This window comes from Dawidia cretensis (genome assembly GCF_018598175.1).
Classification (GTDB): Bacteria; Bacteroidota; Bacteroidia; order Cytophagales; family Cyclobacteriaceae; genus Ohtaekwangia; species Ohtaekwangia cretensis.
In genome coordinates, this window is the sequence record NZ_JAHESE010000001.1 from 76,766 (window position 1) to 98,208 (window position 21,443).

Here is a 21,443-nt window from a genome sequence, read left to right on the forward strand (position 1 = left end):
AAAAGATGGAAAATTTAAAAATCGTTTTGAGCGGATCGTGTTTGCGATCAAATCAAACGAGGAGAGATTTATCGAGCCGTTCCGCCACCATTTTGCATAACAGCGGATGTCGGTGATAACCTTCAGGCTATAATCGCCACTGCCCCGACATTATATATCGTGGAGACGATGCTTCGACCGTGGGAATTTCATCGCCGAACAATGGCCTATCCGTCATGCACCATCGCTCGGCAGCGGGCTTGTTATCCTGGATCACCTTCGGCTTTTTTGCTTCAGCGAATGAAGCAGGCGACTTTTCCGCCTTCTGCTTTACGGGCTTAGACGTCGCGGTGGTTGTATCGGCTACTGTATAAGAATATGTATACGTCGCGGCGACCGGCTCGGTTGTCCGCGCAGAAGTTGAAACATAATGATAGCAAAATGTTTGTGTAGGGATAGCCATGGAAGCGGCGGCTGTACCCGTTGCTGCTACCTGCGGCGTATCGTTCTCTGGCCCTATCATCACAGTGGGCATATCATCTTGTGGTACAGCTTCGGCCACACCCGCAGGCGGTTCAACCAATCCGGATGTCTGCTTTTCATCTGGAGTTGGCAACGCATCACTATTATCGTTGTTTCGTCCGCGCAAGGCGACGATCTTTGCCGCACCAAAACGTTTCAACTCTTTGATCTCGCCACCTTCGTGCAAAGCACCATACTGTATACCGATGGACAACATCAGCGACCAGCCATTGTCCGGCGGCGTTTCTTTCACTTCGAGCGCTAATGTGGCGGCCGGCATACCTTCCAATGAAGGATACCACGTTGTAGAAACTTCGGTCGGGAAGTAGCCTGCGTCAAACCATTTTGGCGGCTGGAACTCGCGCGACACTGTATCGAATGTCATGTCGGGCACAACGCCCAAGGTGACAATGACGCGGAACATCGCATGGTTATTCTGCGGAAAGTAATTGATACTGCGTAACAGATGGGGTATATTCACGGTCGCTGCGCGACGCTCGCGATCAATCGTATAGTATACCGGATTGCGCACCACGGAATCGAACGTAGGGTTTTCCGTGTTGAGCGGAAATCCTTCCAGAATCCGCGCGTAGTCGGAAAGTATAATATTCCGGCGTCCCCACAGGCTTGTTTTATCCTGAAGTTGTACCTTGCGCATGACGCTGTTGACGTCGCTGCCAAAGTTGTTGTCAGACAACGTCTTGAGCGGATGTAACGCATAGCGCACATGTTTACCCATGCGCGAGCAACCTCCAAACTCCGACATCGTATACCGGGTGTTGGTAAAATTAGGGCTTTTTTTGATTTGATCTGCGGAAGGCCCGCCTTTGCGGCGGACAACGATTTTGGAACATCCGCGCATACGATAGGCGCTCAATTCGCCTAGCTTTCCGGTGAATTTCAATCCCTCTAAGAAGGCCATAGACTAAACAGTTTGTTCAACGAATACATAACTCTAAACAGCCGCTGGGGTCATAACGGAGTATAAATCGAAGGTAGCAAAAGTATATCTTCCTCCTATCAATTAAATAGATATTTTTTTTTCAATACGAATTTTAGAGATAGATATTCAATACCATTTATAGTATTGAATATCTATTGCTAATCTCTTTTTAAATTATTGGATATCTATTTAATAACTAGGCAGATGACTCCAGACACCTGGATTGTCCGGTGACTATCCGAGATTCTCTGTTATTCCGGGGATATTCGAAGTATGGCTGATTGGAGTTTATTCGCCGGTCCGCGGAGTCTGCCTGGAATACAATTTTGGGGAAATTGTGGATAAGTCTATTCCAGATATTCAATGATTGCCATGTTGTCTCCGGCCACGGTCTCAGGCTCAAAATTTAGTTGAAAACTCGTGGAATAAACAGACGACGCATCGAACATGTTCCGGATCTTCAAAGAAATCGTCTTCCCGTCCTGTTCGTAGGAAGCCGTCATTATATATCGGCCGAGGGGAATGTCGACCAGGCTGCCGTACTCCGCTGAATACGGCTCGCCCGTACGCATCGTTAATGTTTTGCCTTTGGAGCCGTCTATCAATTCACCAACAGGTTCAAGCGTAAAGATAATATTTTCCGGATCATATATCTCACTCCCGATAGCACCGTTGACACTAACGCTGGCACCAAAATAGCCTGTCATGTCTTCCGGCTTTTTTCCTGTAAGCTTCCATTCAAAATTAACGACACCGCCTTCGTTGCTCAACACGTCCGTCACGTCGGATGCCAGGTCCAGTGTATACGTCTTGTTGTTTAGCGTATGCTGTATGGATGCAGACACGGCATACGTCCCAACCGTAGGCAGTGCGGCCTCGTATAGACCGTTTGCGTTTGTTTGTACGATGATGTTATTATTGTAAAACATCGTATTGTCGATTACCACTTCGGCACCCGCTATGGGGTTGCCCTGTGTATCGACTACTTTGCCGGTAATATAGCCTTCACGTGGGTTGACGGTATCGTCGGAGGCTTCGTCATCGTCGCTACAAGCGGTGACGAGCACGAGCGTAGCCACGAGACAAAGCGTAGCCTTCATCGCGGATGTGTTTGTGTAGAGCATGGGTTATAAAGAGGTTTTAGTGATGGATGTGGATGGTACTACTGCGGCTGATCCGGGTCGGGGGGAAAGTTTGGTGCCATGGTGCTCCACTCGAGCGTGATGGTAAAGTCCGGTCTGTCGCCGTCATACTCAATGAGGGAGCGATCGTCACCTTTGTCCTGGATCTTGCCAGGCTGGATGTTAAAAGTTGCATCGAACACGAGGTTAACGAGCTGGAACTTTTCGGTGGGGCTTTCCAGGCCCATGGCAACTTCTTCTCTGTCGGATGTGCCACTGTCATCGGGGCATACCCAGTCGTTATAGACAGAATTAAGAGTAGTTTTGGGATTGAGAAATGACAGTGCGCGCAACTCAAAGCCGTCATCTTTTTCGGTAGAGATCACCAATATACTGGGCTCCGTCGGCCGCTGTCCATCGAACATCGGAAGAGTGCCCTGGCTGTTACCCCATGCGGCGTAGTAGGTATACGTGCAGTTTCCGGGATTCGCTACGTATTTAGCATCACCACCAAATTTATAAGTAGCCTTCGTGTCGCGGGCGGGGCCGGGGTATATCGTGGGCTCAACTTTCACAGGATTTGCTGCCGGAGTCTTGCGATAGTAGCCAACATCACGGCGCACGTGAAAAGCAATGTTGGTCTCTTCTTTATACGCACCGGCGGACGGTCGGGTATATTTCAATGTGCCACGCCATTCCGTTAAGCGGCGCGGGTTACTCTCGTGATCACGGATCGTCACGACGACATCGCCCGCAGATCCTTTTCCCGACGAAGGGATCTTACACTGGATCTGATCGCGCGACCAGTCTACTACTTCTACTTTCACACCATCGATCGTAACGGTGCGCTCACTGGCGCCGGGGTCATCGCCAAAGATGCCCCGGATGTAGAGCCAGTCAAAGTATTCGTACATCTCGAGGTAAGCAATGCTGGGGGTAAGGACGAAACGCGTATCCGGACTAATCTTGTTGTAGCACTTAAAGACAGACTGCTCTACGACATTACCCTCTTTTACGTCCGACACATTCAATCCTTTGGTCGCCATGTCTTTCATAACAGCGTCGATGTCGAACGGGCGCTGAAAAGGATCTTCCTGGGGAATGGGAAAGCTTGATCCACCACCGGGAGCGTTGGCGCCGAGCAGGCGATCGAATACAAACTTGGCGGCAACATAGCCGTCGGATTCATAGATGGGTTTTGTCCAGCCGAGGTAGGCCGCGTGTTTGTTCGCCGCTTTGCTGATGACGGTCTCCCGGAACTCTACGCCGCTGGGCATTTCGCGAAAGCCGTTGCATGCTGTAAAATATATCAGTGCGTTCTCGCCGAAGCTCATGTGTTCTTTGACAAAGGCGGCGGTAAAAGCGTAGTGCTTCTCCACCGTCACGTTGCCGGGCGAGGGCTCGTCGTTCGCGGCGACCATGTAGCCGAGGCGTAAGTTATCGAGGTCGTCTTTGAAGGCGGCTTCATTTGCGGGCGTACACTTGTCGGTTGTCCAGAAGCCGAGCGTCGCGGGAATTTGTTTGCCGCCTACTTGTCTCAGGTCGGTGGCGCCGCCGTGCGTGCTGAGGTAAAAGATGGCGTGGTCGTTACCGATCTTTTTGAGGTTCTCCACGGAAGCGATATCGCTGTGTATGTCGTAGTCGCTTTTGGATTTTGCAAAGATCTGTTTTATGGCAGCTGTAGGGTCGATGAAGCCCGTCCCCATACCGTTGAGAAGCGTCACTTTCTTTTGTTTCGGCAGCTCCTGCGGACGGGCCGCGGGATCAGTGCCATAGACAGGCAACGCACCAGCTGTCTCAGCTTGCTCCTGGCGGCCGCCTTGTTGTCCGTGAGGAACGCGCTTTAGGTTATTAACAAACATAATGGAGCGGCCGTCACGAAAATAGGCCCATACGTTTTTCTCCTCTTCGGCAATGCCGGCGTCGGCAATGTTGGGCTGTGTTTTAAGCCAGTCTAATAATTGTTGTGAGGCAGTTGCTTCGTCTGTAGCCAGCAGAGATTCATATTTGGCACGGCAGGATTCGAGGGTTTCGATGCGAACTTCATCGGTGATCGGGTCAACGGGATCGTTGGGGGTTGCCTGGTCGTCGTCGTGGCAACTGGATAGGAGGATCGCGCACAGTAGGAGGTAGAATACGTTTTTCATCGCACAGGTTTTGTGTAGTTGTGGATACGGCGAAAAGGGCGGGCAGTTAACTACATGAACGGGGGGCCAATTGGAATATACCCCAGGATGGAGGATGGAGACAATGCAGTGTCACACTGTTATCGTACGCGACTATTTTCGGTAGCGCCGGTGGATTGACTTTGATAGCTGCTCTTCTTTAGCTGCCCAAAGGTGTAGGTGACGATGAGGCGATAGTAGTCGGTATTAAACGTGCGTTGGTAGATGATATGTGTTTGGCCGACGTCGTAGTGGCCGGAGGGATAGCTGGTGTGGTACATGTCGTTGGCGGTGATGCTGACTTTGATGGCCTTGTTCAGGAATTCTTTTTCAGCTCCCAGTGTGACGAGCCAGCGGTCATAGTCAAAATATAGGCCTTGCGAGCGTTGGCCAAGGTACCAGCCCAGGAGTTGTAAGGAGAACAGCCTACCGACGTTTATTTTGTTGTTAGTGTATAAATACACCTGGGGGCTGACGGCCAGCATGGTGAATCCGTTGTCGCTGTCAATACGTTTGCTATAACTGACGCTCACACTGTTAGTGGATGTGAACCAGGAGCGACTGAACGTTGCCGAGGCGGTGGCAAAGTAGTTGTGGCCACGCCTGAGGTTGATGGCTTTTAGCACATAGCTTTTGTCATCGTCACCGCGGATGGCCGCACCACTCATAGGCGTGATGTTATAGCTGTAACCGGCTTTTAGGTCGAGCATACGCCAGGCAGCACCTAATTCCACTGCGTGTACTTTTTCGGGTTTCAGGTCGGGGTTTCCTGCGGAAGAGGTGAAGGCGTCCTGGTAAATAAGCGCGGGACTGAGTGATTGGTATGACGGACGTATAATGCGTGAAGTATATGCGGCGCGCAGCTTGAGGTCTGGCGATGCTGTAATGGCGATCTGTGCTTGCGGGAAGAGGTTTACGTATGTGTCGCGAAAGGTGCTTTGCTCGCGGATCGAGGTGTATAAGGTGTAGTGCGTCCGCTCGGCGCGCAGACCCAACCCGTATGTAATGGATTTATTGATGATGCCATCGTATTGCGTGTAGGCTGCTGAGATAGTTTCGTCGTAAGAGAAGTCGTTCGTACGCTGAGGATCAGGAGTATGCTCGCCGCCTTCGCCGATTTCGTAGAACGACAGGTCGGCCGCTACACGGGCGATGCTAAGCTTGGTGCCAAAAGCCAGTCTGCCTCCGCGAGGGAATACATGCACGAAGTCGGCTTGTGGGCTGAGAATTTTAATGGGGTTATTTTGATGGCTTCCCAAAACGCGGATGGTTTCATCGTTGTTGACAAGGTTGTTTTCGCGGATATCGTCGTCGCGATACCAGCTATAGGTTGAGAGCTGGCCGCCAACGAAAAGGTAAGATCCCAGGGTGTCGAGCATCGTTTTGCTATTGACGGTAACGGCGTTGTTACGGGTGAGATTGATGCGTGCGGTGCGCGAGCTATAGCGGCTGTCTTCAGTATGGGTGGTGATAAAGTTTCGGCTTTGCAGGTCGTCGTCGATGCGTTCATGGAAGCCGTTGTATTCTACGGATGCATAACTGCCGCCGCGCAGGGCGTATGACATCCCCAGGCTGTAGTTCGACACGTCCTTGTAATCGCGTTGGCGATCCCACCGTAGTTGTGAGTTCATGTAGTCTGTGTCGGCCGGACGTGTGCGCGTGGTGTTGAGCACTTCGCGCTCGTTGCCGCGGCGCAGGTCGAAGTTACCGGCCACGTCGATGCGCCCTTTCTTCGCGGTGGCGTTGATCTGGGTATTGGTGGCGCCGCCGGCATATTGCGACCATGTTCCCTGCTGGTTAACGGTGGCACGGTAGCCATCGGGCATGTCGGCTTTGGTGATGATGTTGATCACGGCTTGCCCTTCGGCGTCGTAGGATGCCGGCGGGTTGGTGATGATCTCGATGCTTTTTACCTGCGCGGCTGATACCGACCCGAGGCGTTCTTGCGTGATGCGTTTGCCATTGAGATATAAAATCGCCTGGCCTCGACCAAAGACCGAGAGGCCGTTGTCGTCGGAGATGACATTGGGGGAGCGTGACAGAATCTCTTGCACCGAGCTGCTGGTCGCCAGTACGGTATTTGCTACGTTGACTTGCAGCACGCCGTCGGCGCGGGTGGTGAACAGGGGCACGTCGCCGGTGATCTCAACCTCACCGAGTAGCTCCGGGTTGTCGCGCACGATGAGGGTGCCCAGGTCCACACGGGACCGGCCGGCCAGGGATACATACAGAATAGTATCGCCAAACTGGATGGACGTTAGCTTCAGGAGCACCTCGTGCTGGGGCAGATCGGCCAACGTAAAATCGCCTTCCAGGAAGCTGGCGCCCTGGAGCAGACTGGAGTCGCGGACGGACAGGGCCAGGGCATTGCCCATCTGTAGCTCGCCGGTTGGGCTGGCGACCCGGCCGGTCAGGGTGTGTCGGTCCTGGGTAAAGGCATGTGCTGAAAGCAGTGTCAGCAGTAAACTGATCAGTGTGTATCGCATAGGCATCGGGCGGTCCATCTCCTCTTGTTTTTCTTGCAAGGATGCGATGTAAGGCCGTGGAACACTTTAAAAAACATGTTTTTTATAATGAAAAAGGGCGTTTCTTGAAAAAGTCGGGGCGCGGTGGCCAGGGTCAGTAGACTAAAATATCACCCACTCCGTAATGATAAAGTAACAGCTTATGGGTTAATTGAGAGCGGAAGAAATCGGTTGGACTGCAAAGATCATGGTTGCTAAAGGTGTCATATTAGTATTGAGCTGTCTGGGGGTGATCCAGGCATTGTTCCTGTGTGTGTATTTGTTCAGCCTCCGCGACCGGCGCTCGAACCTGCTGCTGGCGTTCCTGCTGCTAAGCCTCACGGTGCGCATCGGCAAATCGGTGGTGTTTGTCTACCTGGACCTCGACCCGCGCGTGCGCAACCTGGCCATCGCCACCGTCCTTGCTACCGGGCCCTTGCTGTGGCTCTACGGGAAGGCACTGTTGGAAAAGCAAGCTTTCGCTGCCCGACAGTACCTGCACCTGGTTCCTTTCGGGCTATACTTTTTGCTAAGCCCGATCATTCCCAACGACGGCAGCCTGTTGTCACGGATCCTCTATCCGTCGGTGCTGCTGCACCAGACGATCTACCTGGTGGTTTCCTGGTTTTACCTTTTTAAGGTACCGGTTGGTACACGGCTGAAGTCATGGTATCGCAATATTGTGATTGGGGTGAGTACGGTGCTGCTGGTATATGGAGGCGTGTATCTTGGATTTATTCCCTTCTATATTTTAGGTGCGGTGTTCTTTTCGTTGCTGGTCTATATTTTCTCGTACATGCTGTTGAAGCGACATGTGTTTGCGTTGGAGAAGTATACCAGTTCGACGATCGACGGTGCGACGGCCCGTCAGCTGGTGCAGCAGGTTAAGAGCTTGTTCGAGCAGCACGATGCTTATTTGGATAGTGAGCTTACATTGAAACGCCTGGCGGAGCAACTGTCGGTGAGCGCGCGGGATTTGTCGCAGGCTATTAATGAGCAAGAGGGAAAGAACTTTGCGGAGTTTGTGAATCAATATCGTATTGCGAAAGCGAAGACGATGCTGGCGGACCCGGTCTATGCACAGGAAAAGGTGGCGAGCATTGCGTATGACTGTGGGTTTGGGACGGTGACGTCGTTTAATGTGGCGTTTAAGGCTGCTACGCAGATGACGCCGACGCAGTATCGGGAGCAGGTTAAAATCGAATCCAGTTATTAGTCTATAGCGCAATATATGAATCAAGGACTTCCCGAATACGAGGCAATCTCATTCCAACGCATCATCAGGAAAGGTGGACATACTGAACCCTGGAGTGTAATCGTCCAAACACCTCAAGGACCCAAGCAATATATCGTTAAGTTATATACCACGTCACAAATTGAGTCCAAGAACTGTGTAACCGCGGAAGTGGTAGGAAATGTCTTAGCCAAAGAATTCGACTTACATGCTCCGACAGCCGCGCTGATTCACTTTTCAAACGACTTCGTGATGCGCCTCGGCCGCGAAGAACAGTCAGTACTCGACAAAAGAGATGAACGGGTTAAGTTTGGCACTGAACTGATAGAAGGACATTTTCGTTTTGAGTCAGGACTCGAGGAAACATTATTAACGAAGTACTTAGAGGTCGATACACTCTATGCCTTCGATAGTTTCATACGAAATGGAGACCGAGGTCAACGCAAACCGAACTTATTGTTAACTGCGCTTGATAAGGCTTGGGTTATTGATCATGAAATGGCACTTGACTTCAGCGAAGAAACAAAAGACAATCTCATCAAGGGGATATGGGAAGAACGATTTACCCGTTATCACATAAGCTACGATTACCTGATCAATTCGCAGACAAAAATTGAAGAGGACTATTTTAACGCTTTTGAAGAACTGACTCGAACTGTTAACTTAAACATATTAATCCCATATTTTAACCAATTAGAGGCCCATTTTTATGATACTAACCGTGTGGCTGTCTTGTCATACCTACAGTTCGTTAAACAAAATTGTGCTACCTTTGTTGAGATTTTGCGTAAATCACTGAGATGAGTAATTACTTTCTATATTCGATTTTACAGTACAAACACTCGTTGACATTAGGTGAGTCGTTGAATATTGGATTACTTTTTCACTTCCCGAGCGAGAGAATTATCACCTTCATTCAAGGTGATAGTCATCGTTTGGAATCGATATATCCAAATTTCGATTCTTCGCTCTTTGATGCGTTTCTTCGAAACATTTCACAAAAAGTCTCTCAAAAAAGAGAAATAGGTTTTGAAACTGATCCCAAAATCAGTTTTAAAAATTACATACATGATCACATTCTCGGCGAGGATGAGACTGCCTTGCAATTTTCTGAGCCTGTATTTGTCATTAACTTTGATTCCCCAAAATCTCATGAGGAAACAATACAATCCTATGCTCGTCTACTTATACCCTCCCTGGATGAAAAGGCGAAATATCATGAAGAGCTTTTATTGAGAAAATATAAATCCCTTGTTTTTGATAACCATACTGAACTGAAACATAAATTCAAAAAGGACAGCACCATTATCGCTAATGGATTGACTTTGAAATTTGAATTAGCTTGGAAGAACGGTTCCACCAATTTCATACAACCCATTAGTTTTGATCTTGCGACGGAAGAAGCGATTCAAGACAAATCAATTCGATACTATGGCACTTTAAACTTGCTTGGCGATTATGCCAAAAATCACAATTATCGTTTCGACTTGCTAGTCGCGAAACCTCGAAATACAACATTGCTGCTTGCTTATGAAAATGCATTAGATAATCTCAAGAAGGCAAATGCCCCTAAGGAGATTATAACCGAAGACAAGATCGAGCAGTATTCTAATAAGACTATACTAGAGCTTTCAGCTATCTAATCTCATTGCAATTAACTCATCACCCAATCGCCTATCGTGAAGATTGTTTCTGTAGAGGAGTTTTATAAGCAGCTGCAAGATGCAGGTAAGGGAAGTGCTGGCATGCCGGTGCCGGAGGGGAATCAGCATCAGGGACATTTTAATGTGTTTGATTTGGCGGCGGTGGCAGGGAAGCCGATGGCGATGCCGTATGATCGACGGGCGTATTATAAGATCAGTTTTATTCAGGGTGCGAATCGTGCGGAGTATGCGGACAAGGTGATTCAGATTGAGAAGCAGGCCCTGCTCTTTGCTACGCCGAAGGTGCCGTATCATTGGTTGCCGCAAGGTGAAAGGCAGCAGGGGGCGTTCTGTATTTTTACGGGTGAGTTTCTTAATAAGACGCAGCATGGTTTGACGCTTGATAACCTGCCGTTGTTCCAGCCCGGGGGTTGCCCGGTGTTTGAGATTTCGGACGATGAGGCGGCGGATATAGCGGATATCTTTCGGCGGATTCGGAAGGAAGTGGCATCAGACTATGCTTATAAATATGACTTGCTGCGGAATTATGTGATGGAGTTGATCCATTATGGGCAGAAGCTGCGGCCGGGGGCTACGGTGCCGGCGGCGCATGGGGCGTCGGCCCGGGTGTCGTCGTTGTTTACGGAATTGTTGGAGCGGCAGTTTCCGGTGGTGCCGCAGCAGCAGTCGCTTGGCCTGCGTACGCCGAAGGATTATGCTGACCGGCTCGCGATACATGTCAATCATCTCAATAAAGTATTAAAGGAGTCAACGGGCTCTACGACGACAAAGATCATCAGCGATCGCATTTTGCAAGAAGCTAAGATCCTGTTAAAAAATAGCAATTGGACTGTGTCCGAGATCTCTTATTCGCTCGGCTTTGAAGAGGTGGCGCACTTTTCGAACTTCTTTAAGAAGCGCACGGCCCTGACACCACTGGCTTTCCGCGCTTAGCCGGTGGGCGAATCCCCCTTATTTGAAATTCGCAAATCTTCGATTGATCCTCGCAAATGCTGTGGGCGCCAGGCCCACCATCTTTGTGCTACAATTAATCACAACACAACGATGGAATCTAAGAACAAGATTGCCCTGGTCACGGGTGGGAGCCGCGGGCTGGGAAAAGACATGGCGCTGAACCTGGCCGAAAACGGAATTGATGTAATCATTACCTATAATACAGCGCAAAAGGAAGCCGACGCAGTCGTGACAGAACTGCAGGGGCTGAAGGTGAAGGCGGCAGCACTGCAGCTGAACGTTGCCGACAGCAAAAACTTCGAGCCGTTCTTCGGTCAGCTGAAGGCGACATTGAAGAGTACATTTCAGGCGGAGGCCTTCGACTTCCTGGTGAACAACGCCGGCATGGGCGTGTATGCTACATTTGCCGACACCACGGAGGCGCAGTTTGACGAGCTCTTTAACGTTCATTTCAAGGCGCCGTTCTTTCTGACACAACATGCGTTGCCGATTCTGAACAACGGCGGACGCGTGATCAATATCTCGAGTGGCCTGGCACGGTTCTCCGAGCCGGGGTATGCTGCCTATGCGGCGATGAAGGGAGGCATTGAAGTGCTGACGCGGTACCAGGCGAAGGAACTGGGCGCGCGGGGCATCACCGTCAACACGGTGGCACCGGGTGCCATTGAAACGGACTTTGGCGGGGGTGTGGTGCGTGACAACGCTCACCTGAATAAACACCTGGCTGAAAAGACGGCACTCGGACGTGTAGGTTTACCGGATGATATCGGTGGTGTGGTAGCATTTCTGTGTACGGAGCAGGCTCGGTGGATCACCGCGCAGCGCCTGGAGGTATCCGGTGGGATGAACCTGTAATAATCTTACTATAATAATAAGAAACCCCGCACGGCAGGTCCGTTGCGGGGTTTATTGTTTTGGTAGTATGTGGCTATTCTTCTTGCGTTGTATAAATCGGAATTTTAGCAAGCTGAGATCTTACCTCGTTTCTTTGGCATGAAAAATGCGTTTGTGATTGTGCAATACTATACCTACTAAACCATGTCTACCCCCGAGAAGGAAAAGAGCCTCTTCAGCAAAAGGACTTTGCTGGGCTTTGTTGGCTTTACTGTTTTCATTGTTGTCCTCAGCATATTGTTTCCGATCGATCACTTCCGCTATGGCGTGGAAAACTATAACAAAAAGAACTACGAAGCAGCCTATACCAGTCTGACGAAAGTCCGGCAGGAAGATCCGAACTATGGCCGGGCGGCCGCCATCCTGGTGGAGATCAAACCCAAGGTGGATAGCCTGCAACGTGTAGATGAGCTTTAAGATGCCCCCCATTTTGGGACTATCACGCCATCTGATAGCCCGTTTTGGAAGCTAATGTAAGCAGCCGCCCCCTGCCGGGCGGCTGCTTTTTTCCTCTCCACATTCTGTTCGTCACAAAGAACAGGGATTATGTCACATGTGCGTCGGGTTACTTCGACAGGCGCGGAATTAGTGATATCTTCCGCCTATGGCAGCAATCAGGATGTTGATGAATTCACTGGACTACGACGGGTTACGGCGGGCGCTTTCGGAACATCCGGCGGCGGCCAACGAAGGGCTTCCTTTTGACGAAGAGAACCGGGCTCTGGCACATCCGTTACACCGGATCTGCGACGGCGTTTTTACGGGCACGTATTCCGACGGCGATGCCGTGAAGCTGGCGTCGATCTTCCTGGACCACGGCGCCAACATTGACGGGTTCGGACTGATTGCGCGCAAGGATACTCCGCTCATGACGGCTGCGAGTCTGTTGGCGGAGCAGACGGGGATTTTGTATGCCATCCGGGGTGCCAATATTCACCACGTTGGCGGTGGGGGTGCTACGGCACTCCATTGGGCGGCATGGACTGGCTTGCCGAAACTTGTCAACCGGCTGATCCGCGCGGGGGCCGATATACACCTTCGCTGTATCGACCATACCAGCACGCCCTTGCTTTGGGCGGTGCATGGCTATAAATACCTCGGCGGCCGGAATCGACGGAACCAGGTGGATTGTATACGTATGCTCCTGGCAGCCGGGGCTGAAAAGAATACCTATAATAATGAGGGTAAACATATCACCCAATTCCTGGACGACAGCGATGCCGAGCTGAAAGCGTTATTGCAATAAGTTTTTCTCTTACTCCGAAAACTGCTGGCGGAGGGTTTTGAGCACAGCCTTGTCGTTGCATTTCTGCAGCACGATGGCTTCGCATTGGTTGAATTTGGCAAACTCCTGAATGGCTTCGCCTATTTCGGCGATCATGGTCTTTGTTTGTTTGAGGGATTCGAAGTGCAGGTTGTTAACCTGCAATGTACGTTTCTTCCGGTCAGCCTTCGAGTCCATGCGTGCTACAAACTTGTCGCCGATCAGGATCGGCAATGAGAAGTAGCCATACTTACGTTTTGCCGCGGGCACAAAACATTCCACCTGGTAGTCAAATTCAAAGAAATCGCGCAGGCGGTGGCGCAGCACGTTCAGGATATCGAACGGCGAGAGGATAAAAACATCGCCGGACAAGGTGATGGATTTTTTCCGGTATTCGGGTAGCATGTAGTACGGCCCACCTTTCAGTCCGGTGACGTCGACGGCGCATACCTTCCCCGTGTCAACTAACTGCTGTAGGGCGGTCTTCCACGGCATCTTTACAAACCGGCACGTGTAGGCTATATCTTTTAGCGAGGCGACGCCGAGGGCTTTGAGCGCGCGGTGGATGGCATGGTGCGTGAACTCGTCGTCGGTCGGGGGTGTGAGGTCGAGGTCGGCAGGCAGTACATTCTCGGGCAGGTCGTATACCTTCTGAAAATCTTTTTTGCGTAGTGTGATCAGCTTACCGCTGAGGTGCAGGTGTTCGAGGGCGCGCTTGGAGGGGCGCCAGTCCCACCAGCCAGTGCTTTTGGTGGTGCGGTCGTTTTCAAAGTCGCGGGCCATGAGCGGGCCTTCGCGTCCGATGCGGTCGAGGATCTTGCGCTGGAGTGTTGTTTCGGCGGGTGCCACTTCGTATTTACCGTCAAACGCGGCGTGTACGGGCAGCGAGTAGCGATAGGCGTGCATGGGCATGTAGCCCGTGGCAAAGGTCCAGAATTCATATACCCGGCCGTCGGCTTGCAGGGAGTCGATCCACTCGGGTTGGTAGTCCGGCACGCGGGTGGCGATGACGTGGTGATGGGCGCGCTCTACGACGCAGTTGCTGTCGATCTGAAGAAAGCCGAGGTGGTCGATGAATTTGTATACGGCCTCTTTGCCTTTGCCAAAGGGCGCACGCTTCCACAGTCCTGCGGCGTGCAGAATGATCTTGCGAGCTTGTTCGGGTGTGAGGATGATACGATCCATGGAGTAAAAATTAAAAGTATAAAGATTTTTTATAATCTTTAGAGCGAAATCCATGATCATGTTTACATCCCTTCGCCTCTGCCTGACGGTGTGCCTGCTGGCTGTCGTTTTTTCTTCTACCGCACAACAGCTTGCACCGCTGCCCTGGAACGACTCTGCCTGGTCAAAACCCTATGAGCCGTTTCGCATCGCCGGTAACTTGTATTACGTGGGCACGTATGACCTGGCGTCTTACCTGATCACCACGCCGAAGGGGCACTTTCTTATCAACACCGGACTGGCGGAGTCGGTACCGATGATCCGCAAAAACGTCGAGTCGCTGGGCTTTAACTTTAGCGATGTCAAAATCTTGCTGACAAACCAGGCGCACTACGACCACGTGGCCGGCATGGCGGAGATCAAAAAGATTACGGGCGCGCGCATGATGGTAGAGGAAGCCGACGCCACGGTACTGGCCGATGGCGGCAACTCGGACTTTATAATGGGTGGCAACGGCCCGACGTTTGTGGGCTTACAGGCCGACCGGTTACTGCACGATGGTGACACGATCCGTCTTGGTACGACAACGCTGCGGGTGCTGCACCACCCGGGGCATACCAAGGGGTCGACCAGCTTTCTGTTGGATACTCGCGACGACAAGCGCGCCTGGAAAGTATTGATTGTAAATATACCGACTATCCTACCGCAGACGCGCCTGAAAGGTATGGCTGCCTATCCGCAAGTGGGCCAGGATTATCGCCACACATTCGAGGTATTAAAGAAGCAGCCGTTTGATCTTTGGGTGGCGGCCCATGCCAGCCAATTTGATTTACACGATAAACGCAAGCCGGGCGATCCGTACAAACCTGAGGTGTTTGCCGACCGTCCTTTGTTTGAAGCTTCTATTAATAGGGCAAAACAAGATTATGACCGGCGCTTAAAAGAAGAAAAATGATAGCTACTGGCTAAGCGAGGCCTTAAGCACTTCGAAGGGTTGCACTGTAATGCAGCCGCGCGTGGGAATCAATAGCTCCCAGATCCAATTGTAATGCTCGATGATTGCTTTGGCGGAAAGGTGGGGGCGGTCGCTCATGGTATGGCCGTCTTTAACGACCACTATCTGGTAGTCTTTCGATAAAGCTGATTGAACAGTCGACTCCACGCAGAAGTCTGTGGCGCTGCCGGTAATGTACAGTTCTCGAACGCCGCGCCGGGTAAGCTCTTCCTCTAACGTCGTTTCATAGAATGCGTCGTGGGCCTGCTTGCTCATGACGATGTCGGTCGGCGAGACGACCAATTCATCCAGAAACTCCCATGCGGGTGTGTGGGGTATAAATTCATTTGTCTTTGTGCCGTTGTGTTGAATGAGAAAGACCGGCCAGCCGGCCTGTCGGAAGATCTCTCCCAATTGATTGATGCGCATCAGTACTCCCTCCGCGTCGAAGCAAGGCGCCTCCATGTAAGCGCCCTTTTGCATGTCGATAATCAGTAATGCTTTTTCTCCCATGGTCTGTCAGTTCGTGTTGGCAGGCTTCAACAATAATTTTCTCGTCAGCCAGGCCCGTACGGGTTCGTCGTATAGTTTTAAATAAAGATATGACAGGGCTATGCTGGAAGCAAAGGCGAGCAAGCCGACCGGCCATACGTCCTCCAGCTTGTATTTATTATCGTATACCCAGCCGAAGTAGGTATAGATGATGGGATAGTGTGTGATGTAGATGGGATACGAGATGTCGCCGAGGAACTTGCAGAGGCGGCCGGCGTATTTGCCTTTTACGTCGCCGCTGGCGCCCAGGTAGACGATGAGCGGGAAGAGCACGATGATACTGACGGATTCGTAGAGGCCGTTCATCCACAGGTGGTCGGCATCGCCGATGCGCGGTGTGCTGAGAACGATGATCAGCAGCAGGCTGCACCAGAAGAATGCGTTTTTGATATACGTGAGTTTGGCTATGCGAGACAACAGGAGACCGGCAAAGAACGGGAAGATCAGGCGTACGCACCCGATGTAAAACTGAGAAGGCTCGAGCGACCAGCCGCCAATCACATCGCCGGTAGCGCCCCGGGTAGTAAGGTGTATAAGTGCCGCGGCAGCTAGTGTTACCAGGATCGCCAGCGCCCAGTTCGGGAGTTTTCGAACACCGATGGCGTAGAGGATGTTGCCGACGTATTCAAAGAAGAGCGACCACGCCGGTCCGTTCAGCGGATGCATTTCTACCCAGCCTCGTATGTCCATGGAGGGCGGCACGGGGAGTACGGTAAAGCCAATGAGCATGATCAACAGCAACCGTGCAATAGAGACGGAATGGATGTTGGGAAATATGACGGAGTCCTGAAAATAAAAGAACGCTGCGCCGACAAGCATGCCCATAACCACCATGGGCTGCAGACGTATGAGGCGGCGTTTGAAGAACTCGCCGATGGTGATCTTCCCCCAACGATCATCATAGGCATAGCCAATGACAAAACCGGAGAGCAGAAAAAAGAAGTCCACGGCCAGGTAGCCATGGTTGATCATCAGGTCGAGGTGACTGGTGGAATGGGCTTCCAGCACGTGAAACGCTACGACGATGATAGCCGCCACGCCACGAAGGCCATCGAGGATGAGATAATGGGGCTTGTTCGCCAGGGTTGCAGTAGTCATGAAAGATTAAAATACAAACGTTTTTCCGTTTTTTACAATCGCCGGAGCGTGTCAGGTCGTTTCTTTGTGCCCGTAACCGGCCTGAAAACCGGTTTTACAAGAATTACGTATCTTTAGAGACGATTCTTTTTTACAACGATGGTATTCCAGGAGATCAAGCCGAGCCCTACGCTGAAGCCCTTCGTGAAGTGTTTCTACTTCTACGAATCGGGGCCGATTGATGCTTTTAGCGACACGGTATACCCCAGCGGCAATACGGAGGTGATTTTCAACCTCGGCAATGGCCACTGGCAATTCCAAAAGAACAACGAATTCTATACCACGGCTTCCGTAGAGCTTTGGGGGCAGATTACCAAGCCACTGGCCATCAAGTCGAGCGGCGCCAACACCATGTTAGGCATACGGTTCTATCCGCACTCGCTTGCCTATTTTTTTGAGGAGAGCATGAAGGCCCTGAACAATGAAACGATCGACGCGGTCGATCTGTTTGGCCCCACGCTTCGCACGCTGCACACCAGGTTGCTGGACATTTCCGATCTGCGTACGCGCATCACGTTGCTGGAACAATATCTGCTGGCCCGATTGCAGGTGTCGACCCGGCGGCAAGCAAAGCTGAAGTTTGTGGGTGAGATCGTCAATAGTCTGAAGTATAATTTCAGCACCGAGCGCATTGCGGCCATTTCATCTCGCAACAATATCTCTCCGCGTTACCTGGCGATGCTGTTTTCCGAATATACCGGTTTGCAGCCGAAACTGTTATGTAAAATAAACCGCTTCAACTATAGCCTGAACCTGATTCACTCGAATGAACAGGATCTTACGAGTATCGCCTACGATTCAGGGTATTTCGATCAGTCTCATTTCATCAAGGACTTCAAGCTTTTTACGGGCCTGACGCCGCATGCGTTTACGACCAATGCTTCGGCTCTTAACCTGGTCCTGGCCGAGGAGGGTAAGTGGTCAATTTGTTAAAGCGGAATGCTTTGTTACCTGCTCACGACGGCGTGCGGCTGCGTTGGCGATGACGACGGCGGTGCCACAAAAGGCTAATGCTGATAATGCAGATGTGACCTCGTTGCCGTCGGCTTCGAAGGGTGTGGCAATGGCACGCGGGATGTGTATCATAAAGAACCAAAGCAAAATCATGAGTGCAAGCAAGTTTGCTACGAGGCGGGTTTGAATGCGCGTCACGATGCTAAGGCCGGAGCCAATGAGGCATGCACCGGTAAAGGCTGTCCAGAATTGTGGGTAGGGCATCCACGCGGGTACGAGCTTCTGCACAAATTCCAGGTATAGAAAGTGTATACAGCCAAAGATGATCATGGTGATGGAGAAGAACCAATGGCCGGCGGGTATAAGTTTTTCTAACAGGCGTAGCAACGATGATCGATACGGGTCGTCCGTCTTATAGGTGCCGGCGACTACAAAAGCTCCGCCTGCAAAGGCCAGTTCTTTAAAAGCATTGGCCCACGTGGCGATGTGATGATAATATGGGTTGTGTAGAAACTCAAAGGGTATATAGCTCGCGACGAGCAACATCAACAGGCATCCTCCCAGGAGTAAGGACACAACCCGCGCGTACCAGTTGAATGCTATCGCCAGGCCTGCTCCGGCGAGTAGTATACTTCCGACGTACGCCAGGAAGGTATACGCCGGGCTTTGTACGGGCCAGTCCGGTACAATCATAACGCAAAACTTGCCGTAGAAGAGTTGATGTATGCCGACACACGCCATGGCAAGACCAAAGGCGATGTTTCCTGCTTTTGTTAGCTTTTCCATAGGTAAGGATGGGGTTATGTTTGTAAAGCTTTTGATTTCGAAATGAAAGAACAAACAATACTACCCGAATGACGGTTTATGGGCGCTGAACCCCTAGAACGCCGTCTCGTATATTACATCCCCCTGCCCATTCTTTAGAATCACGTCATCGATTGCCCCGGGGCTGATGAAGTTAAAGACTATTCCTACTATTTTACCAAAGTCTTTTTTATACGATACTGTATGAACGGGTTGATGATTTAAGGATATGGTGACCTGTTTTTCCTTATTGTGTACCTGTACAGTCTGCCAGTCGTATAGATTGCATCCCAACGCGGAGAGGTCATGGTTTTCGGCGCCTTGCCTCGTCTCTCCCATGCCCAGGTATAATTTGCCTACACAGCCTGGCGTGGTGAGCTGTAAGTAGAATATATCTTCTTCGGTTACGATCGTTACCTGCGCCCTGGGGCACGGTATATTTTGCAGGCTGTCAAGTCTCAGACGTGCTTGCAGCGTGAAACTGTCACTAGTGATATGCTCGAAGTCGCGGATGTTGTAGTAGCGCAATTGAAAGCGTTTGGAGATGTCTACACCCGCGGCGGCCAGTTGCGCTTCGGTGATGTGCAGGTCGCCGGTGCCCGGTTCGGTTATCTTGTCTAAGTAAAAGGGCTCGCGGCTATTGTCGGCATAGTCCGCCACGGGCAGCCAGCCGTTAGTTTTGATGTGGATGCGGACTTTGCGTACGATCGAGTCGTTTACGATGAGCTTGGCGCGGTGGAAGCCGGGCAGGTAATATACGGAGGAACGATAATGGCTGGCGGGGTCGATCGCTTCTTTGTCGCGTGGGTCCCACGACTGTTGAATGAAGAAGCTGTCGGCGGTGATATGGCTGACGTCGTACCGGAACTGAACGGTGTTGGGTACACCAACGGTGACCGTCTTGTCGGCCTGGAAGGGAATGTCGGCCGGCAAGACGAGCGGGCGCGGGCTTGCGGTACGGTTAGTGGCTTGTAATAATACCAGCAAGGTAACGAGCGCAGCAGAGGCGGCAGCGGCCCACCACCAGGCGCTGGCGATCCGACGGACGGGTTTCGTTGGGGGTATTGACGTTGTCTGTAGTTCGGGCGTCAGGACGGTGGCCTGTTTAAAGTCGGCCCAGCTGGTGTGGCCCAGTACCGAAACAAGGGCGTTGAGCGTGGAGGGGTGCGGTACCTGTGTGACGTCGTCGCGCCACAGGCGTTTGAGTGTGGAGAGGCTGAGGCGTATGCCGGAGCGTTGTTCAATTTGGTCGGCCAGCTGTTCGAGCTCGCGTTGGCGCGGCCGGGTGTGCGGATCACTCCACAGGCGGGCTTGCACCTGTGCGCGGTAATGTTCCATATAGTCTTTATCGGCCGCCATGGGGTAACATCAACAATAAACGACATATGACCGGTAAATGGACGCTCTGTGGCCGGGTTGATGGCCGGTGTGAACGCCATTTTTGCGTTGTACTAGAAAATCTTTCAACCATCGTCACTATGAACACAAACGTAAAATCCTCACTCCTGCTTTTAACGTTGCTAGCCCTCGCTTTACCGGTCGTTGCGCAACAAGCCAGGACGTACGATCTGCAGCAGTTACTCAAAGAACGGAAGTTTCAGGTGTATTTGCCAAACCCGTATCCGATAACGGACGCCCGAAACCAGAAGCAAGGCATTAGCCTGACGGGTGTGGCCTGGATCACGGGCGAAGAGTTTTCGACAGGGACTATTGAGGTCGACTTAAAGGGTTATGATGTCTTTCAGATGAGCTTCATCGGTGTTGCATTCCACGGCGTCGACACAACGACGTATGACCTGGTGTACTTCCGGCCCTTTAACTTCCGCGCGGAAGATCCCGTGCGGAAGATTCACGCGGTACAGTATGTAAGCCACCCCGACTATACCTGGCACCGGCTGCGCGAGGAGCAGAACGGCCTCTATGAAAAGGCTGTGACGCCGGCGCCTGTCGCTACGGATTGGTTCCACGCCAGGATTGATGTAGGGGGTACCGACGTGAAAGTATATGTCGACAATGCCACCACGCCATCGCTGGTAGTCAAAAAACTAAATACCCGCAAGACCGGTCGCATCGGCTTGTGGAACGACGGTGTTTCGGGTATGTTCGCCAACCTTAAGATTACACGCCAGTAGAGCTGACGTCGTTGTGTAAGAACAAAAAAGAGGTTGTGTGCCGCAACCTCTTTTTTGTATTCGGATGGTGCTATCCCGCGTTAGATCCAATCTAATTGCTTCACGGTCTTTTCGCTTTCTACGTTGCCGGTGTGTAATGTTTCTTTTGGTTCAAAGAGCAGGTTAAAAACCAGTTCGCCGTTGGTATGCGGGCGATGTTCGACTCCTTTAGGGACAATCAATATCTCGCCTTCTTTTACCTCGACTGTGCGGCCGTCGCGGAAGTCCATCAGCAAGGTGCCTTTAAACACCATAAATAGCTCGTCCTCATTTTCGTGGCTATGCCATACAAAGTCATCTTTCAGTTTGCAGAGTTTCACATATTGGCCGTTCAGCTCGCCAATGATGTGTGGTGTCCATTGTTTTTCAAACAAGGAGAACTTTTGCATGATGTTTATGGCCTCTATTTTCTTTTCCATGGTT

The 21,443-nt window shown here is 51.4% G+C and carries 20 protein-coding genes; 10 read left to right on the forward strand and 10 right to left on the reverse strand.

Features of this window, described 5'->3' with window-relative positions:
• Window positions 1-127 precede the first annotated feature (127 nt).
• From KK062_RS00280 to KK062_RS00295, 4 genes are all read right to left on the reverse strand, one after another.
• Window positions 128-1,423, reverse strand: a complete 1,296-nt coding sequence (locus tag KK062_RS00280; RefSeq protein WP_254082226.1) for a hypothetical protein — start codon at window positions 1,421-1,423, stop codon at window positions 128-130.
• Between the two features lie 368 nt (window positions 1,424-1,791).
• On the reverse strand, window positions 1,792-2,568 hold the full coding sequence (locus tag KK062_RS00285; RefSeq protein WP_254082227.1) for a carboxypeptidase-like regulatory domain-containing protein: 777 nt from the start codon (window positions 2,566-2,568) through the stop codon (window positions 1,792-1,794).
• Between the two features lie 38 nt (window positions 2,569-2,606).
• Window positions 2,607-4,712: an IPT/TIG domain-containing protein gene (locus KK062_RS00290; protein ID WP_254082228.1), complete on the reverse strand. Its 2,106-nt coding sequence runs from the start codon at window positions 4,710-4,712 to the stop codon at window positions 2,607-2,609.
• Between the two features lie 119 nt (window positions 4,713-4,831).
• Window positions 4,832-7,255 (reverse strand): outer membrane beta-barrel family protein, encoded by a 2,424-nt coding sequence (locus tag KK062_RS00295; protein ID WP_254082229.1) that lies wholly within the window; start codon window positions 7,253-7,255, stop codon window positions 4,832-4,834.
• Between the two features lie 187 nt (window positions 7,256-7,442).
• On the opposite strand from KK062_RS00295, the gene KK062_RS00300 reads away from it, so the two are divergent.
• The 7 genes from KK062_RS00300 (at window position 7,443) to KK062_RS00330 (ending at window position 13,226) form a co-directional block, all read left to right on the forward strand.
• Window positions 7,443-8,450, forward strand: a complete 1,008-nt coding sequence (locus KK062_RS00300) for a helix-turn-helix domain-containing protein (protein WP_254082230.1) — start codon at window positions 7,443-7,445, stop codon at window positions 8,448-8,450.
• A 15-nt stretch (window positions 8,451-8,465) separates the two neighbouring features.
• Window positions 8,466-9,272 carry a HipA family kinase gene (locus tag KK062_RS00305; protein WP_254082231.1) on the forward strand — a complete coding sequence of 269 codons (807 nt, stop codon included), beginning with the start codon at window positions 8,466-8,468 and terminating at the stop codon, window positions 9,270-9,272.
• The gene (locus tag KK062_RS00310) at window positions 9,269-10,111 is read left to right on the forward strand and encodes a DUF3037 domain-containing protein (protein ID WP_254082232.1); all 843 of its coding nucleotides are present in this window, start codon (window positions 9,269-9,271) and stop codon (window positions 10,109-10,111) included. Before KK062_RS00305 ends, KK062_RS00310 begins: the two co-directional genes overlap by 4 nt.
• Before the next feature lie 36 nt (window positions 10,112-10,147).
• The gene (locus KK062_RS00315) at window positions 10,148-11,065 is read left to right on the forward strand and encodes a helix-turn-helix domain-containing protein (RefSeq protein ID WP_254082233.1); all 918 of its coding nucleotides are present in this window, start codon (window positions 10,148-10,150) and stop codon (window positions 11,063-11,065) included.
• Between the two features lie 111 nt (window positions 11,066-11,176).
• Window positions 11,177-11,941, forward strand: coding sequence for an SDR family NAD(P)-dependent oxidoreductase (locus tag KK062_RS00320; protein ID WP_254082234.1), 765 nt, complete (start codon window positions 11,177-11,179; stop codon window positions 11,939-11,941).
• A gap of 183 nt (window positions 11,942-12,124) precedes the next feature.
• Window positions 12,125-12,397 (forward strand): hypothetical protein, encoded by a 273-nt coding sequence (locus KK062_RS00325; protein ID WP_254082235.1) that lies wholly within the window; start codon window positions 12,125-12,127, stop codon window positions 12,395-12,397.
• A 187-nt stretch (window positions 12,398-12,584) separates the two neighbouring features.
• Window positions 12,585-13,226, forward strand: a complete 642-nt coding sequence (locus KK062_RS00330; RefSeq protein ID WP_254082236.1) for an ankyrin repeat domain-containing protein — start codon at window positions 12,585-12,587, stop codon at window positions 13,224-13,226.
• A 9-nt stretch (window positions 13,227-13,235) separates the two neighbouring features.
• Here KK062_RS00330 and KK062_RS00335 read toward each other — a convergent pair whose 3' ends face one another.
• The gene (locus KK062_RS00335; RefSeq protein WP_254082237.1) at window positions 13,236-14,429 is read right to left on the reverse strand and encodes a winged helix-turn-helix domain-containing protein; all 1,194 of its coding nucleotides are present in this window, start codon (window positions 14,427-14,429) and stop codon (window positions 13,236-13,238) included.
• A 58-nt stretch (window positions 14,430-14,487) separates the two neighbouring features.
• Between KK062_RS00335 and bla the strand changes: the two genes are divergently transcribed.
• Window positions 14,488-15,363, forward strand: a complete 876-nt coding sequence (bla, locus tag KK062_RS00340; protein WP_254082238.1) for a subclass B3 metallo-beta-lactamase — start codon at window positions 14,488-14,490, stop codon at window positions 15,361-15,363.
• 3 nt (window positions 15,364-15,366) lie between these two features.
• Here the strand turns inward: bla and KK062_RS00345 are convergent, their stop codons facing one another.
• Both KK062_RS00345 and KK062_RS00350 read right to left on the reverse strand, forming a co-directional pair.
• Window positions 15,367-15,915: a cysteine hydrolase family protein gene (locus KK062_RS00345; RefSeq protein ID WP_254082239.1), complete on the reverse strand. Its 549-nt coding sequence runs from the start codon at window positions 15,913-15,915 to the stop codon at window positions 15,367-15,369.
• 6 nt (window positions 15,916-15,921) lie between these two features.
• Window positions 15,922-17,052 carry an acyltransferase family protein gene (locus tag KK062_RS00350; protein WP_254082240.1) on the reverse strand — a complete coding sequence of 377 codons (1,131 nt, stop codon included), beginning with the start codon at window positions 17,050-17,052 and terminating at the stop codon, window positions 15,922-15,924.
• A 138-nt stretch (window positions 17,053-17,190) separates the two neighbouring features.
• Here KK062_RS00350 and KK062_RS00355 point away from each other — a divergent pair, with 138 nt between their 5' ends.
• Window positions 17,191-18,024: a helix-turn-helix domain-containing protein gene (locus KK062_RS00355; protein ID WP_254082241.1), complete on the forward strand. Its 834-nt coding sequence runs from the start codon at window positions 17,191-17,193 to the stop codon at window positions 18,022-18,024.
• Here the strand turns inward: KK062_RS00355 and KK062_RS00360 are convergent.
• Window positions 18,013-18,831, reverse strand: coding sequence for a hypothetical protein (locus tag KK062_RS00360; protein WP_254082242.1), 819 nt, complete (start codon window positions 18,829-18,831; stop codon window positions 18,013-18,015). The two genes, KK062_RS00355 and KK062_RS00360, sit on opposite strands and share 12 nt — an antisense overlap.
• A gap of 93 nt (window positions 18,832-18,924) precedes the next feature.
• On the reverse strand, window positions 18,925-20,208 hold the full coding sequence (locus KK062_RS00365; RefSeq protein WP_254082243.1) for a hypothetical protein: 1,284 nt from the start codon (window positions 20,206-20,208) through the stop codon (window positions 18,925-18,927).
• A gap of 119 nt (window positions 20,209-20,327) precedes the next feature.
• On the opposite strand from KK062_RS00365, the gene KK062_RS00370 reads away from it, so the two are divergent.
• The gene (locus KK062_RS00370; RefSeq protein WP_254082244.1) at window positions 20,328-20,981 is read left to right on the forward strand and encodes a hypothetical protein; all 654 of its coding nucleotides are present in this window, start codon (window positions 20,328-20,330) and stop codon (window positions 20,979-20,981) included.
• 80 nt (window positions 20,982-21,061) lie between these two features.
• Here the strand turns inward: KK062_RS00370 and KK062_RS00375 are convergent, their stop codons facing one another.
• Window positions 21,062-21,439 (reverse strand): cupin domain-containing protein, encoded by a 378-nt coding sequence (locus tag KK062_RS00375; RefSeq protein WP_254082245.1) that lies wholly within the window; start codon window positions 21,437-21,439, stop codon window positions 21,062-21,064.
• Window positions 21,440-21,443 lie beyond the last annotated feature (4 nt).